The sequence below is a fragment of the Rhodococcus sp. (in: high G+C Gram-positive bacteria) genome (assembly GCF_049591685.1).
Lineage (GTDB): Bacteria > Actinomycetota > Actinomycetes > Mycobacteriales > Mycobacteriaceae > Rhodococcoides.
Genome location: NZ_JBAWFH010000230.1, coordinates 1 through 14,888 on the forward strand (window position 1 = coordinate 1; position 14,888 = coordinate 14,888).

16 protein-coding genes and 1 pseudogene are annotated in these 14,888 nt (G+C 65.7%); 10 read left to right on the forward strand and 7 right to left on the reverse strand.

The features are described 5' to 3' along the window. Positions 1-347 precede the first annotated feature (347 nt). The 3 genes from serC (at position 348) to WBQ44_RS09660 (ending at position 3,387) form a co-directional block, all read left to right on the forward strand. On the forward strand, positions 348-1,469 hold the full coding sequence (gene serC / locus WBQ44_RS09650) for a phosphoserine transaminase (protein ID WP_495566484.1): 1,122 nt from the start codon (positions 348-350) through the stop codon (positions 1,467-1,469). A gap of 266 nt (positions 1,470-1,735) precedes the next feature. Next, positions 1,736-2,587, forward strand: coding sequence for a septation protein SepH (gene sepH, locus WBQ44_RS09655; RefSeq protein ID WP_495566485.1), 852 nt, complete (start codon positions 1,736-1,738; stop codon positions 2,585-2,587). Positions 2,588-2,625: 38 nt separating this feature from the next. Further along, positions 2,626-3,387 carry a DUF6928 family protein gene (locus tag WBQ44_RS09660; protein ID WP_495566486.1) on the forward strand — a complete coding sequence of 254 codons (762 nt, stop codon included), beginning with the start codon at positions 2,626-2,628 and terminating at the stop codon, positions 3,385-3,387. Here the strand turns inward: WBQ44_RS09660 and WBQ44_RS09665 are convergent. Next, positions 3,344-3,619: a DUF2537 domain-containing protein gene (locus tag WBQ44_RS09665; protein ID WP_495566487.1), complete on the reverse strand. Its 276-nt coding sequence runs from the start codon at positions 3,617-3,619 to the stop codon at positions 3,344-3,346. The genes WBQ44_RS09660 and WBQ44_RS09665 overlap by 44 nt on opposite strands. Continuing rightward, positions 3,616-4,419: a TrmH family RNA methyltransferase gene (locus WBQ44_RS09670; RefSeq protein WP_495566488.1), complete on the reverse strand. Its 804-nt coding sequence runs from the start codon at positions 4,417-4,419 to the stop codon at positions 3,616-3,618. The genes WBQ44_RS09665 and WBQ44_RS09670 overlap by 4 nt, the downstream gene beginning before the upstream one ends. 38 nt (positions 4,420-4,457) lie before the next feature. Here WBQ44_RS09670 and WBQ44_RS09675 point away from each other — a divergent pair, with 38 nt between their 5' ends. The 6 genes from WBQ44_RS09675 (at position 4,458) to WBQ44_RS09700 (ending at position 9,440) form a co-directional block, all read left to right on the forward strand. After that, positions 4,458-5,657, forward strand: coding sequence for a GNAT family N-acetyltransferase (locus WBQ44_RS09675; RefSeq protein ID WP_495566489.1), 1,200 nt, complete (start codon positions 4,458-4,460; stop codon positions 5,655-5,657). A gap of 107 nt (positions 5,658-5,764) precedes the next feature. Then, the gene (locus WBQ44_RS09680) at positions 5,765-5,989 is read left to right on the forward strand and encodes a hypothetical protein (RefSeq protein WP_495566490.1); all 225 of its coding nucleotides are present in this window, start codon (positions 5,765-5,767) and stop codon (positions 5,987-5,989) included. Continuing rightward, positions 5,986-6,915 carry an ABC transporter ATP-binding protein gene (locus tag WBQ44_RS09685; RefSeq protein ID WP_495566491.1) on the forward strand — a complete coding sequence of 310 codons (930 nt, stop codon included), beginning with the start codon at positions 5,986-5,988 and terminating at the stop codon, positions 6,913-6,915. The genes WBQ44_RS09680 and WBQ44_RS09685 overlap by 4 nt, the downstream gene beginning before the upstream one ends. Continuing rightward, entirely contained in the window at positions 6,912-7,685 is a 774-nt protein-coding gene (locus tag WBQ44_RS09690) for an ABC transporter permease (protein WP_495566492.1), read from the forward strand. Before WBQ44_RS09685 ends, WBQ44_RS09690 begins: the two co-directional genes overlap by 4 nt. Before the next feature lie 34 nt (positions 7,686-7,719). Then, entirely contained in the window at positions 7,720-8,838 is a 1,119-nt protein-coding gene (locus WBQ44_RS09695; protein ID WP_495566493.1) for a sensor histidine kinase, read from the forward strand. Continuing rightward, positions 8,835-9,440 (forward strand): response regulator transcription factor, encoded by a 606-nt coding sequence (locus WBQ44_RS09700; protein WP_495566494.1) that lies wholly within the window; start codon positions 8,835-8,837, stop codon positions 9,438-9,440. Before WBQ44_RS09695 ends, WBQ44_RS09700 begins: the two co-directional genes overlap by 4 nt. Here WBQ44_RS09700 and WBQ44_RS09705 read toward each other — a convergent pair. The 3 genes from WBQ44_RS09705 to WBQ44_RS09715 are packed head-to-tail and all read right to left on the reverse strand — an operon-like array spanning position 9,408 to position 12,683. After that, on the reverse strand, positions 9,408-10,709 hold the full coding sequence (locus tag WBQ44_RS09705) for an MFS transporter (RefSeq protein ID WP_495566495.1): 1,302 nt from the start codon (positions 10,707-10,709) through the stop codon (positions 9,408-9,410). The two genes, WBQ44_RS09700 and WBQ44_RS09705, sit on opposite strands and share 33 nt — an antisense overlap. 38 nt (positions 10,710-10,747) lie before the next feature. Continuing rightward, positions 10,748-11,176 (reverse strand): Rv0880 family HTH-type transcriptional regulator, encoded by a 429-nt coding sequence (locus WBQ44_RS09710; protein ID WP_495566499.1) that lies wholly within the window; start codon positions 11,174-11,176, stop codon positions 10,748-10,750. Between the two features lie 52 nt (positions 11,177-11,228). Continuing rightward, positions 11,229-12,683 carry an NCS2 family permease gene (locus WBQ44_RS09715; protein WP_495566496.1) on the reverse strand — a complete coding sequence of 485 codons (1,455 nt, stop codon included), beginning with the start codon at positions 12,681-12,683 and terminating at the stop codon, positions 11,229-11,231. 18 nt (positions 12,684-12,701) lie between these two features. Between WBQ44_RS09715 and WBQ44_RS09720 the strand changes: the two genes are divergently transcribed. After that, positions 12,702-13,013 (forward strand): DUF2530 domain-containing protein, encoded by a 312-nt coding sequence (locus WBQ44_RS09720; protein ID WP_495566497.1) that lies wholly within the window; start codon positions 12,702-12,704, stop codon positions 13,011-13,013. A 280-nt stretch (positions 13,014-13,293) separates the two neighbouring features. On the opposite strand, the gene WBQ44_RS09725 is transcribed toward WBQ44_RS09720, so the two are convergent. After that, entirely contained in the window at positions 13,294-13,842 is a 549-nt protein-coding gene (locus WBQ44_RS09725; protein ID WP_495566498.1) for a phosphatase PAP2 family protein, read from the reverse strand. Continuing rightward, positions 13,832-14,888 (reverse strand): annotated as a pseudogene (locus WBQ44_RS09730) (ATP-binding protein); the annotation flags it as partial. The pseudogene WBQ44_RS09730 and the gene WBQ44_RS09725, both read right to left, overlap by 11 nt.

A 14,888-nucleotide genomic window follows, 5' to 3' on the forward strand; every position in this document is an offset into this window, starting at 1 on the left:
GTGGGCGGACGACGAGCGAGGAGCGGCGGACAGCGCGCCACCAACCGCGCACCTTCCACCCAACCGCCCGCCTTGCAACCTGCGCCAACGAACGCAACCTGCGCGGAACCGTGGGCGGACGACGAGCGAGGAGCGGCGGACAGCGCGCCACCAACCGCGCACCTTCCACCCAACCGCCCGCCTTGCAACCTGCGCCAACGAACGTAACCTGCGCGAAAGTCCGAACCGGGACCAACCAAAGACCCGAACCCCTAGCCCACTGCGCTTGCGGCCTGCGCGAACACATGCGGCCAGCAGCGACTACCCTGTAGGGGCCATATTCCTCCGACGCTAGGATGCGCTGCTCAATGGCCGATTTGCCGATCATTCCCGCTGATCTTCTGCCCGCTGATGGACGTTTCGGCTGTGGACCGTCCAAGGTTCGCCCCGAGCAGTTGCAGTCACTGGTCGACGTGGGTGCATCCGTGTTCGGTACGTCTCATCGACAGAAGCCGGTCAAGGACGTTGTCGGGCGGGTGCGCAGCGGTCTGCGTGAGCTGTTCTCGCTTCCCGACGGCTACGAGGTCGTTCTGGGTAACGGCGGTACCACTGCGTTCTGGGATGCTGCGGCGTTCGGTTTGATTCGCGAGAAGTCGCTGCACCTGACCAATGGCGAGTTCAGTTCGAAGTTCGCGTCCGTCGCGAAGAACAACCCGTTCATCGGTGACCCGATCGTCGTCAAGGCCGATCCGGGCAGTGCGCCCGAGCCGACGTCGGATCCGTCCGTCGACCTCATCGGTTGGGCTCATAACGAGACGTCGACGGGTGTTGCCATTCCGGTCAGCCGTCCGGCCGGCTCCGAGAACGCACTCATCGCGATCGATGCGACGTCGGGCGCAGGCGGTCTGCCGGTGAACGTCGCCGACTCCGACGTCTACTACTTTGCTCCGCAGAAGAACTTCGCTGCCGACGGAGGCCTGTGGGTTGCGCTGATGAGCCCGGCTGCGCTCGAACGCGTCAGTGAGATCGCGTCGTCGGGCCGTTGGGTTCCCGACTTCCTGTCGCTGCCCATCGCCATCGACAACAGCAGCAAGGATCAGACGTACAACACACCCGCGGTGGCAACGCTGTTGCTGTTCGCCGATCAGATCGAGTGGCTCAACGGCAAGGGTGGTCTCGACTGGGCCACGGGCCGCACCGCCGACTCGTCGTCGCGCCTGTACCAGTGGGCCGAGGCCAGCGAGTTCGCCACACCGTTCGTGCAGAACGTGGCCCACCGCAGCCAGGTCGTCGGAACAATCGACTTCGACGAGAAGGTCGACGCCGCCCAGGTCGCGAAGATCCTGCGCGCCAACGGCGTGGTCGACACCGAGCCGTACCGCAAGCTGGGCCGCAACCAGCTGCGCGTCGGAATGTTCCCGGCCATCGAGCCGGACGACGTGACGGCGCTGACCAAGAGCATCGACTGGGTCGTGTCGACTCTGTCGTGAATTTCTCGAAACCGGGCGCTCCCGAGAAGATCCTGCACAGGACTTCTCGGGGGCGCCCGAGTCGTTTCGCGACGCCTCGGCCGGTAGCGAGTTTCGTTCGCTGCTGCGGCATTCCGGCTTCGAACGAGAACGTCTGCGCTGGGCGCGCTCGGTGACTACTCTTCGAACACGGGTGGGTCACTGCGTGTCGGAGACGCCCCGAAGATAACGAGTGGATTACTGTCGAACGAGACGATATCGCGAGTCGGCGCGATGAGGAGGTCAAGGTGCGAGATCTACGCGTGGTCGGTCTCGAACCGGACGGGCAGTACGTCATCTGCGCAGATCCCAAAACCGGCGACAAATTCCGGCTTCCGGCCGACGACAAGCTCCGCGCGGCCTCTCGCGGCGACATCGCTCGACTAGGACAGATTGAGATCGAAATGGACAGCTTGCTCAGGCCGAAGGAAATCCAGGCTCGAATCCGCTCCGGCGCCAGCGTTGAACAGGTTGCTGCCGATTCGGGTATGGCTCTGAGCCGCGTCGAGGTGTTCGCGCACCCCGTTCTCCTCGAGCGTTCGCAGGCCGCGTCGATGGCGCAGGCGGGTCATCCGCTGCGACACGACGGCCCTGCCGTGCAGACGTTGGCGGAAATCGTCGCCCTCGCCTTCCGCGCTCGTGGCCATAACCTCGACGAGGCGGCCTGGGATGCCTGGCGCGACGAGGACAACAAGTGGGTCGCGCAGCTGAAATGGCAGGCGGGCCGCACCACCAACAAGGCGCACTGGCAGTTCCTGCCCGACGGTCACGGCGGAACCATCACGGCACTGGACGACGCTGCGGCCGAATTGGTCGACCCCGATTTCGGGCGTCAGCTACGCGGCCTCGCGCCGGTCCGTGCGCTGGAGGTCGCTCCCGAAGAGACCCAGCAGTCGTTCGACGAGTACTACGGCACCACCGCGGACAGCGAACTCGAAGGCGAGATCGAAGAAGAGGTGACGCCGGCACTGCCCGAGTCGCCTACAACCGAGCCCAGGCACGAGGTTGCGTCCGCACCCAAGAAAGACAAGAGGGGTAAGCCCGCGATGCCATCGTGGGAGGATGTGCTGCTGGGAGTTCGCAGCAGCGGTCACAATTGACCCGGAGCGGCTGACGACAGATCGAGAAGGGTGCGGGAGTGGGGGCCAAGGCATCGACCATCTGGTACATCGACGCGCCTGATCCGATTTCGTTGTTGCGGGAGGCAACTGCGTCGGACTGGAATGCGGCGACTGCTCTGGTGGCGCGCCTCCTTCCTGATCAGACTGCCGTTCCGACCGACCAAAGACCGATCTCGGACGCCGCCGCGGCAGAACACGACGAAGTGTTCATCGGCTGCTATCGCGGTGTCACCGTCGTCTGTGGCCCTGCCTTCTCGGTTCCGAAACCGTCGCTGTTGCCCGAGAGCGTCATTCGGTCCCCTCGGGAAACCGACTCGACATCGTCCCGCACCTACCTGATAGCCACCGATCCGTCGAGCGCGTGGGGCGCGTTCGCTTATTGGGAGCGCGGCGAACTGCGCAGGTCGTTCAGTGCAACGCCGATCTACATTCACGAGGACACCGGCCTTCCACTGGTGTGGGAACGCACCTTCTGGGCGGGCGAACATCCGCTGGTCTATCCGCCCGACGTGATGCCGGACCCTCAGTCGCTGCCGTTCCATCCCCAAGAATTCGCCGAGACGGCCAACGCGGAGTGGCTCGGGTTCAGGTACACCGGCGCGCCGCGCGGCGACGAGTTCGATCCGCGCTCGCTTCCGGTGTGCGGGTTCCGCATGTATGCGCCCGGGCAAGCGCCGGTTCCGGCCGAGGCACCACGCGAGGAACCCCAGCTGCGGCAGCCTCGGGAGCGGTCGCTCACGCGCTGGTGGCGACGGAAATCCCCAGAGCCACGAAGCTGAGAACGGCGCCGACGCACGCCCCGTACACGAGCCACCTCCACACCGGGGTGTGCCGCCAGCGCAGTACCGTCGGTGCGGCTCCGCCGACGACGATCAGGTTGATGCCGATGGCGAGCAGAACGTTGACGTTCGCGAGTTCGCGTCCGAACGCCAAGAGGGCGGCACCGACGAGCACGGCGCCGAACAGCGCCACCGGAATACCGGTGTAGAGGACCCCCCGGTCTGCGTTCACTGCACTCGCACGCGCTCGTAGAACGCCATCGCGGCGGCGGTGGCAACGTTGAGCGAATCGGTGCCCGGTGCCATGGGGATGCGTGCTCGAACATCGCTGGCGCGCATCGCATGTTCGGTGAGTCCGGGTCCTTCGGCGCCGAGAAGCAACGCCACCTTGTCGCCGGTCATCGCTTCGGCGAGCGTCATGGCCGACGGGTTGGGAGTCAACGAGATGGTCTGAAACCCTCTATCTCGCAACAGTTGCAAGCCCCGTGGCCAGTCGGGGACCTTCGCGAACGGTACTCGAAGCACGTGCCCCATGGACACTCGGACCGCGCGCCGATACAGGGGGTCGGCGCAGGCCGCACCGAACAGCACGGCGTCTGCTCCCAGCCCGGCGGCATTGCGAAACATCGAACCGAGGTTCTCGTGGTCGTTGACGCCTTCGAGGACGACGACGGTTCGTGCCGTCTCCAGAACATCGGCGAGGTCGAGTTCGGGTGGCCGGTGCGCCGCCGCGAGTACACCTCGGTTGAGGTGGAAGCCGACAGCTTCGGCCATCACCTCGGCGCTCGTCCGGTAGAAGGGCACGTCGACATCGTCGAGTCGGGCACCGAGTTCTTCCCGACGCCGCTCGACGCCGAGAAGACTGATCGGGGTGAACCGGGATGTGAGCAGGCGCTCGGCGACGAGGACGCCCTCGGCGATGACCAGACCTTTGCCCTCGGGCAAATCCGGCCGACGGTCGGAGGAGTTGAGATCGCGGAAGTCGTCGAGCCGCGAATCTGCCGGATCGTCGATGTCGATTACGTGTACCACGTGACCATCTTGGCATCCGTGTGAAAAACTCGATGGCGATGACTACCGACGAGACGATCACCATCAGAACTGCCACCGACGACGACTGGGATGCCGTCGCTCTTCTCGACGCCCATGCCTTCGGCGAGCACCAGAACTCGGAGGACCTGGCGGAGACCCAGATCCTGACGAGTTCACAACACGTCGTGATGGCATGGGACGGTGAAACACCCGTCGGTCTGGCAATGCACTTTCCGATGTCGGTGACGGTTCCCGGCGGCGCGCAGGTCGAGGCCTCGGGGGTGTCCTGGGTGTCGGTGGCGCCGACGCACCGTAGGCGCGGCATTCTGCGTCGGATGTTCACCGAGCAGCACCGCAAGCTCGCTGCGGCGGGCGCTCCGCTGTCGTTGCTGACGGCGAGCGAGGCCACCATCTACGGCCGCTTCGGCTACGGACCGGCAACGGAGGAGCACCAGGTCGTTCTCGACCGCAGGTTCGCACAGTTCCACGCCGACGTTCCGCCGGTCACGGGAGTTCGGCTCATCGAGTCCGCCGAGGCGTCGACTCTGTTGCCCGAGATCTACCACCGCTGGCAGCGGGCGACGGCGGGCGCGCAGCCGAAGCCGCCGATCCGGTGGGAGCGCTTCTTCGCCGATCGCGAGAATCGTCGGCACGGCCTGACCGAGCTCTTTTTCATCGTGCACGCCGACGGTTACGTCGCCTATCGCCGCAGTGCCACCGAGAGCAAGATCGTCGTGCAGGAGTTCATCGCGGTCACCGACCAGGCCTACGCCGAGCTCTGGCAGGTTCTCGCCGGTGTCGATCTGGTGAACACGATCGAGGTGAGCCAGGCCCCGGACGAGGCGCTGCCTTTCTTGCTGACCAACAACCGACTGCCGAAGACAACCGGGCACTTCGACGCCCTGTGGTGCCGCGTCATGGACGTCGAGGCGGCGCTCGAGGCGCGAACGTACGGCGTCGACGCGCAGTTCGTGCTCGAGGTCGAAGACCCGTTCCTGGACGCGGGCGGCACCTTCGACGTGACGATCACCGGGGGCAAGGCTAGCGTCACTCGCACCGAGGCGGCACCGGATGTGAAGACCAAGCTCGACGTGTTGTCCGCAATGTATTTCGGCACCCACAGTGCGACGCGTTTCGCCGCCGCATCACGCCTCTGGGCCCGCAGTCCCGAGGCGCTGCACACGGTGGACATGGTCTTCGCCACCGACCGTGCGTCGATCATGGGCTGGGCTTTTTAAGAGGTTTTCGTCGATGACATTTGTCATGCCCGGTCGATGACATCGTCAGTGAAGCCGGTGACGGCGTGCACTACTGTGCGCGTCCGTCTCCGGCCAAGCTGAGAGGCATGAAGCAACCGGACGAAGGAAACCTGTTCACCGACCTGATGGAGTTCGGGCCGGCCCCGACGATGGCCCGCGAAATCGTCGTTCTCATCATCACTTTGGCCATTCTGGCCGTCTTGTTCGCGGTCATCGGACCGGAAATCCCGTTCGTCGTAGTCTCCGTTGTCCTCGTTCTGTTCATGGCCGGGCGGTTCGTCGTGGGCCTGCGTGAATGGAACAAGCGATGAGCGGCTCGAACGTCATCGAGGTCAACGCGATGACGCGCCGATACGGCACGGGCAAAACCGCTTTCGAAGCAGTCAGTGATCTCGACCTGTCGATTCGCGAAGGCGAACTCTTCGGCCTGCTCGGCACGAACGGCGCAGGCAAGACCTCGACGCTGGAGATCATTCAGGGACTCTCGCGTCCCAGCAAAGGCACCGTGTCCATCATGGGTATGGACCCGGTTCGAGATCGCCGAGACGTCCGCCCCAACCTCGGCATCATGCTGCAGAAGGGCGGGCTACCCTCCGATCTGACGGCCCTCGAGAGCCTCGAGATGTGGGCTGGCACCTGCAGCAACCCACTTCCTGCGCTCGACGTTCTGGGCCGGGTCGATCTGGCCGATCGCGCCGACACCCGGGTCAAGTTTCTTTCCGGCGGCGAACAGCGTCGTCTGGACTTGGCGTGCGCGATCATCGGACAGCCCCGGGTGCTCTTTCTCGACGAGCCGACCACCGGGCTCGACCCCGAGAGCCGTCGTAACACGTGGGTGTTGATCGAGGAACTCAAGCGGTCCGGCGTGACCATCATGCTCACCACCCACTACCTGGACGAGGCCGAGCGACTGTGTGATCGGCTCGCCATCATGCACAAGGGCCGGGTGGTGCGCAGCGGGACCGTCGCCGACGTCGTCGCCGGTCATCCGGCGAAGATCCACCTCGAGCTGCCGCCTGTGCCGCTACCGGAGCTACCGGGCGCGGCGTTGGACATCGAGGACGGCCGGTTGGTGATCGCGACCGCCACCATGCAGGACACACTGACCGATCTCCTGATGTGGGCCCGGCAGTCAGGGGTGCGAATCGAAGGACTCGACGCCCGGGCGGCATCGCTCGAAACGGTGTTCTTGTCGATCGCAGACGAGTTCGACGACCGCAAGGAGATTGCAGCATGAGCACCCTGGCCACCCTGTCCCGCTCCGAATTCACGCTTCTGCTCCGAAACCGCGTGCTGTTGTTCAACGCGTTCGTGCTTCCGCTGGTCTTTCCCGTCGTGGTCCTCGTCATCGGCTGGCGCAGCGATTCGGGCCTGACCGACGTGGTCGTGTCGTCGGCGCTCGAGATATTCGCGCTGTTCCTGCTGGTTTTCCTGGTGTTCTACAACCTGCTGTCCGCGTACACCACCCGTCGGGACGAGTTGGTACTCAAACGTTTACGCACCGGAGAAGCCACCGACAACGAGATTCTTGTCGGCCCCGCCGTGCCGTCGTTCGTGCTGACGGTGATCTTGACCGTCGTTTTGACAGCTGTTGTCATCGCACTCGGCGGCGGTGTCCCGGTCAACCCGATCCTGCTTCTGGCGGCCTTGGGCGGTGGCGCCGCGATGTTCGCGGCGCTCGCGCTGATCACCTCCACCTTCACCCGCAACGCCGAGGCCGCGCAAATCACGAGCTTCCCGGTCATCCTGGTCGCGATGGCCGGCTCGTCGTTGTTGCGCGAAGCCCTCCCCGATTCCGTCAGCTCGGTCGTCGAACTGACCCCAATTGCCGCCGTATCCGACCTGATCAACCTCGGCTGGATCGGACGCATCGACCCGGATGCGACAGCGCTCGGATTCGCGGACACCTTCTCCCCCGCTTTGCAACCCTTGTTGGTGGTAGCCGCCTGGACCGTCGGATCGATCGTCATCGCGAAGACACACTTCCGCTGGGAGCCGCGTGCTTAACTCCGGCACGGCCCGGTCTGAGAAGGTGGACCGCATGGAACTGCGGCGCTACCTCGATCCCCGGGCCACCTGGCGGGATACCTCCGAGGTCGACAAGGTTCGGCTCTACACCGTGCAATCCTTCGTCGCACTCATCGTCCTCACCGGGATAGCGTCCGTAGCAGACTCCATCGCCCACGACGCCTGGCTGTCCGCGGTCGCGATCACCGTCGCCGCCGCGGCGGCGACGCTCGCACTCCTTCGAGTACCGGGGGTTGGCGGGAGGCTTTCCGGTGACGTTCGATGGCCGATCGCGGTGTCCGTCGCCGCGGGATTTCTCGCCGGGGCTACCGGAAGCGGCGCCGTCGCCATGTGGGCGCTCCTCATCGCGGCCGTTCCCGTCACCGCGGTCCTCACCTTCCGGTGGTCGTTCGCGCTGGGCGTCGTCATCGGTGGGGCCACCACGATGACCCGGTACGGGGTGCCGGGAGCGGTGGCCGCGTTCGTCGCCGTGGTTCTGATGGCCGCGATCATGCGTTTGTCCATCTGGCTGCTCGGCGTCGTCACCGAGCTCGACTCGTCCCGGCACGCCGCCGGCCAGCTCTCGGTTGCCGAGGAGCGCCTGCGCTTTTCGCGCGACCTGCACGACGTCGTCGGTCGAGCACTCGCCGCCATTGCGGTCAAAAGCGAACTCGCAGCCGCGCTGTCACGCCGTGGGGACGACCGCGCGGCCGATCAGATGGACGAGGTACGCGATCTCGCGCAGCAGGCCATGACCGATGCCCGACGGCTGGTGCGCGGATACCGCTCCATCGATCTGCAGGCCGAGATCGACGGCGCGTCGTCGCTGCTGAGCGCTGCAGGTATCGAGACAACGGTGGTCGGGAGTCCAACCACCGTGGGACCCGAATTCGCCGAGGCGGCGGCGTGGATCGTGCGCGAGGGCGCCACCAACATTCTCCGGCACTCCGACGCGACCCGGTGCCGAGTCGACATCACCGGAGACTCGTTGCGCATCGTCAACGACCGGCCCCACCCGCACAGATCCACGGACGGAACGGGATTGGCCGGGCTGACCGAACGCCTCGCGGCAGTGGGGGGTTCTCTCGCCACCCACAGCACGGCCGACGAATACAGCCTGACGGCCACTTTCACGCCTAGGGTCGACTCATGATTCGCGTACTGCTCGCCGACGACGAGAACCTGATCCGTTCGGCGCTCGCGACGATGTTGGCGCTCGAGGACGACATCGAGATCGTGGCGCAGTCCGAGTCCGGTGAGGGCGCGGTGGTCGCTGCGAAGGAACACTCGCCCGACGTCGCGGTGCTCGACCTGCAGATGGGCGGCATCGACGGTATCGAGGCAGCCACGGAGATCGCGGCGGCCGTGCCGTCGTGTGTGTCGGTCATCGTCACCAGTCACGGCCGACCGGGCTATCTGAAGAAGGCGTTGTCGGCAGGAGTCAGAGGCTTTCTGCCCAAGACGACGTCCGCGGCGACGCTCGCGGAGGTGGTCCGCACAGTGCACGGCGGTGGGCGCTACGTTGATCCCTCGCTCGCCGCTGAGGCAATCGGCGCGGGCGACTCACCGCTGACACCACGGGAAGCTGACGTTCTCGAGTTCGCCGCCGACGGTGCAAGCATTGCCGAAGTCGCCGAACGAGCCCATCTGTCGCAGGGCACCACCCGCAACTACCTGTCGTCGGCCGCCGCGAAACTGGGCGCGGCCAACCGGCACGAGGCGTCAGCGGTCGCGCGGCGTCACGGCTGGATCTGACGAGAGGTCCAACCCCGGAAGCCGGTGTCCCGGCGAGGGTTTGGTCACGCTGAGTTTCAGATTGCCCCGCCGAAGCAGATAGACGGCCGCGAACAGTCCGGATGCCAACGACACGACGCCGCCGAACACCAGCGGCGCACGCGGATCGAGCACGTCCGCGAGCCACCCGAGAACGGGGCTCCCCAGGGGCGTCCCACCGAGGAAGCACAGCATGTAGATGCCCATCACGCGACCGCGCATGTCCGACGGCACGGACATCTGCAAAATGTTCATCGCCGAGGTCGTGAACGTGAGGGTGACCGCGCCGGTCGGCACCAGCAGGACGGCGACGAGCAGGTAGTTGGGCATGATGCCCACGAGGATCTCGAAAACTCCGAAAGCGATGACCGCGCCGACGAACAACCGGAGTCGGGGCGTGTTCACGCGTCGGGCCGCCACCGTCGCACCGGCGAGGGTGCCGACGGCCAGCGTCGTGGACAGCAATCCGTAGGCATCGGCGCCGCTGCCGAAGGTGTTGCGGGCCAACACCGCCAGACTCAACGGGAAGTTCAGCCCGAAGGTCGACACCATGAACACCGTCGCCAACAGCACTCGAAGGTCGGGACGAGACCACACGTACGCGAAGCCGGCCCGAACCTGCCCCTTCGCGCGGGGCGCAGGCTCGACGCGAAAGAGTTCCTTCGCACGCATGGCTGCGAGCGCGACGAACACCGCGGTGAACGATCCGGCGTTGATCAGGAACACCCACCCCGTGCCGATCAGCGTGATCAAGACGCCGGAGACGGCAGGGCCGATGATGCGGGCCATGTTGAACGTCATCGAGTTGAGCGCGATGGCGTTGGACAGCTTCTCCTTGCCGACCATCTCGATGGTGAACGACTGACGCACGGGCGCATCGATGGCCGAAGAGCATCCGAGCACGAATGCGATGAGGTACACATGCCACAGTTCGACGATGTTGCCGACGTCGAGTAGGCCGAGAACCAGCCCGCACACCGCGGCGAACACCTGAGTGATCATCAGGAGTGTGCGCTTGTCGTAGCGATCCGCGAGCACCCCGCCGTACACCGACAAAAACAGCGTGGGCCCGAATTGCAGGGCCATGACGACGCCGACCGCTAAACCGTTTCCGCCGGACAGCGTCAGGACGAGCCAGTCCTGGGCCACCCGTTGCATCCATGTACCGACCAGGGACACGATCTGCCCTGATGCCCACAGGCGGTAGTTGCGCGTGCGAAGCGCGGCGAACATCGGGGAAGCAGTGGGCACCCGTAAATACTAAACCTGGGTAACTATCCCGCCCTCGACTACTCCGAGTCGTTAACCAAGGCGCTGATGATGTCCACGGCTTCCCGCAGGACGCCCAGCTGTGCCTCCTCCAGGCCCGCCAACTGCGCGGTCATCCACGCCTCGCGCGCGCTCGCCTCGTCCGCGATCAACGTACGTCCGGTGTCCGACAGCGACACGATGACCTGACGGCCGTCGGTGGGATGTGCAGTGCGATCGACGAGGCCCAGCTCTGCCAACGATGCGATGACCCGAGTCATCGACGGCGGCTGAACTCGCTCGCGGGCGGCCAGCGCGCCCGGCGTCATGTCGCCTTCACGGCTCAACGTGGCCAGAGCCGACAGTTGAGTCAACGACACCTGCGAATCGACCCGCCTACCCCTGAGATGGCGAGTGAGCCGCACCACGGCGAGTGAAAGATCGCTCGCCAGTTCACGGTTGTCCTTCATAACATTTCCCGACGTCACAGCGCTGAGACTACGCCTGCGGACCCGCCCCAGCTCAGGTAACGGCGTCGGTGATGGGACCGACCACGAAATATGCGACGAACAGCAGTGCAACTACCCACAGCAGGGGATGTATCGCCTTCGCCTTGCCCCGACCGACCGCGAGTACGACCCACGCGATGAATCCGACGCCGATGCCGTTGGCGATGGAGAACGTGAACGGCATGACGACGATGGTGAGGAACGCGGGCAGGGCGATCTCGAATTGCGTGAAGTCGATGTCGCGAACCTGACCGATCATCAATGCACCCACGATCACCAGCGCCGGAGCCGCCGCTTCGATGGGAACGATCGCCGTCAACGGCGTCAGGAACATCGCGGCGAGGAACAACACGCCGGTGACGACATTGGCCAGACCGGTTCGAGCGCCTTCGGCAATACCCGACGCCGATTCGACGAACACCGTGTTGGACGACGCCGACGCACCGCCACCGGCGATCGCGCCTGCGCCCTCGACGACGAGTGCCTTGCCGATCCCGGGCAGTGTGCCCTTCGAATCGACGAGGTTGCCTTCCTTGCCGAGCCCGGTCATCGTGCCCATGGCGTCGAAGAAGTTGGCGAGAACGAGGGTGAAGACGAGCAGGCTCGCGGCCAGTACGCCGATGCGGGTGAAGGCGCCGATCAGGTTCACGTCGCCGACGAGCGAGAGATCCGGGACCTGGAACAGGTTGTCGGGCAGCATCGGAACGCTGAGGTTCCAGCCCTTGGGGTCGACGCCATTGGACGGGCCGACGTCGGTGACTGCTTCGATGATCGCCGCGACGACGGTGGTCACGACGATTCCGATGAGCAGACCGCCTCGGACCTTGCGGGCCACCAGAACGCCCATGAGCAGCAGACCGAAGACGAACACGGCCGTCGGCCACGAAGCGATGGAGCCGTCGATGCCGAGTCCGACGGGAACCGTCGTGCCTGCTGCGTCGGGGACGCGTCGCACGAAGCCCGAGTCGACGAGACCGATGAAGGCGATGAACGCGCCGATGCCTGCTGCGATGGCGGCTTTGAGTTCCATGGGGATGGCGTTGAAGACGGCGGTGCGGAATCCGGTGACGGCGAGCAGCACGATGATGATGCCGTCGATGACGACGAGGCCCATTGCTTCCGGCCAGGTCACCTGTGGTGCGATCGTGACCGCCAGCAGCGTGTTGATGCCGAGACCGGCGGCGATGCCGAACGGGTAGTTGGCGACGATGCCGAACAGGATGCTCATGAATCCTGCGACCAGCGCGGTGACGGCTGCCACCTGGGACACCGGGAGGATGTTGCCGAGCACGTCGGTTTTCGCTGCCGCATCGTCGGCGGAGAAGCTGCCGAGAATCAGCGGGTTGAGCACCACGATGTAGGCCATCGCGACGAACGTGACGAGGCCGCCGCGGACCTCGGAACCGACGGTCGATCCCCGCTCGGTGATCTTGAAGTAGTTGTCCAGGAGCCGGGACTGCATTGCCATGGGGGTAACCTACATTTCGTGGAGCGGGAGCCGGAAGCCAATGCGCCCGACGCACCGAAGCAACCTCTTGCGCTCGGTACAGGTGATTCGATCGACGAGACTTTTCGTCTCCCGGCGAGACTGACCAATCCAGCGCCCGTCATCGCCGCCGGAATCGCACTGTGGGTCGTCGCGACTGCCGTGGTGCTCGTCGTGGGTGAACACTGGGAATCCGCGCTACCGACGTGCCTTGCCGGCATCGGAGTCGGCACCGTGGGCTTTCTGCTGTTCGTCGTCCAGCGGACGGCAGCCCGTCGTGGCCGCAAGACCGCGCAACGCGGCCTCATCTGACCCACCGGGCGTAACTGCGCTCACCATTCGCCAGTGACGTTGCCGCCGTCACTTCGAAGAAGCCTTTGACGTGCGGAAACTCACTTCTGAATCGGTTGAGTTACACAACCGTAACGAGGAACATCAATGGTGTCACCTTCAACGAACGATCACCACGAAAGCAAGGCAATGAAGCTCGTTTCGCAGTTCCGCACCCGCCGCAACCACGCTCGCTCACTCCGCGCCCTCTACGCCCGCGCACATGCCGTCAGCAGCCCGTCCATGCGCGACGAACTGCTGGTCATCGCACAGCGAAGTGACTTCGCCGGCCGCTGACCCCGCGGAAACCATAGATCCACAGCAACCCCCACGCGGCGCCGAACAACCAGCCCGCCAGCACATCCGTCACCCAGTGCGCGCCCAGGTAGATCCGGGAGACCCCGATCGCCAGCGACGCCGCGACGGGGACGGCGAGCAGAGAGCCCCTGCGCAACCACGGTGTGGCCGATCGCAGCATCACTGCGATCGCCACCGTGGCAGCCAGCGCCGACATCATCGCGTGCCCGGACGGGAACGAGTGCGATTCGATGACCACCAGCCGTTCCGGAACAGGTGGCCGCACCCGTCCGAACAGTAGTTTCGCCAGGCCCATCGCGGCCCAGCCCGTCAGCATCGCACCGGCGACCATGACTGCCTCCACGCGCCTGCCCGACACCACCAGCGCCGAGCAGCCGGCCGTCGCCCAGACGAACACCCACAGTGTGTTGCCGAGCGTCGTGATCACCCAGAAGACCGTCGTCAACCATGCGACGCGATGGAAGACCATCCACAGCAGAACGTCACTGTCCACGCGGGCGCTCCCACCCTTCGGTGCCGTGGGTCTCCCACCTATCGGTGCAGTGCGTGATGCCGTCCTCGGTCACCCACCAGGGGACCGCTCGTTCGCCGGAAACCGCTCCGCGCAACCGAACGACGAGTTCTCGGTGCACGACCACGCGGCCGACGGGCAGCTCGAGTCCCAGCGCTGCGCAGGCGAGCACCGCACCGGGCTCGCGATCCCACGAACTGACCCGGCCCACGCCGACGATGTCGGCCTCGATGGCGTCCGACGCCGTCCGCACGTCCAATACCCGCGCGAGGGTCGACGCCGTGTCCATCGACGAGAGCACCGCGACGTCCGCCGGCACGACGCCGACCAACCATGGCCGGTCGAGCACAACTGCGTCGTCGGGATCGACCAGCGCACCCGACACGGCCCGGACCCGGGGCGGCAGATCGAGATCGTCGATTTCGACGCGCCCGGACGACACGGCCTCGGCAATCAGTCGGTGTGCACGGGCGATCACCGCAGGCGTAGGCGACCGTGACGATTCTGCGAGCCGCGCGATGATCAGTCGGGTGAACCAGGCGGTGTCGCAGGTCGACGGCGCGAGCGCGGCCGACAACTCGTCCGCCCGAGGATGGTCGAGCACATCGAGCAAACCGGCGAACGTCCCGTCGGACGGCGCCCGGAACGACCCCAGCCTTCTGTCGTCCACCCGTGCGTGCGTGCGAAGCCACCACGCGGTGTACCCGTCGCGCATCGTAAGTGTCGCGTGCGTGGCCGGATCTTCGAGGAGCCGACCGAGCGCCTCGGGCCAGGATCGCTCGTCGACGAGATCGAGGTCTCGCACAGCAACGAGCACCGCGGGATCCTCGGGTAGCGCTGCCCACCAGGACTCTTCGTCGTCCAGGTCGTGATCGGGCCCGGTGGGCAGCTCGTCGGTGACGACGCCGAAGCTCCACCCGACGCCGATCGCCCGAAGCGCGTCGGGCCCGAACTCCTCGACCGCGCGTTCCGAGACCAGCCCGAACGGTGAGTCCTTGGACAGCACGCCGGCAAGGGGTGCGTTCGGC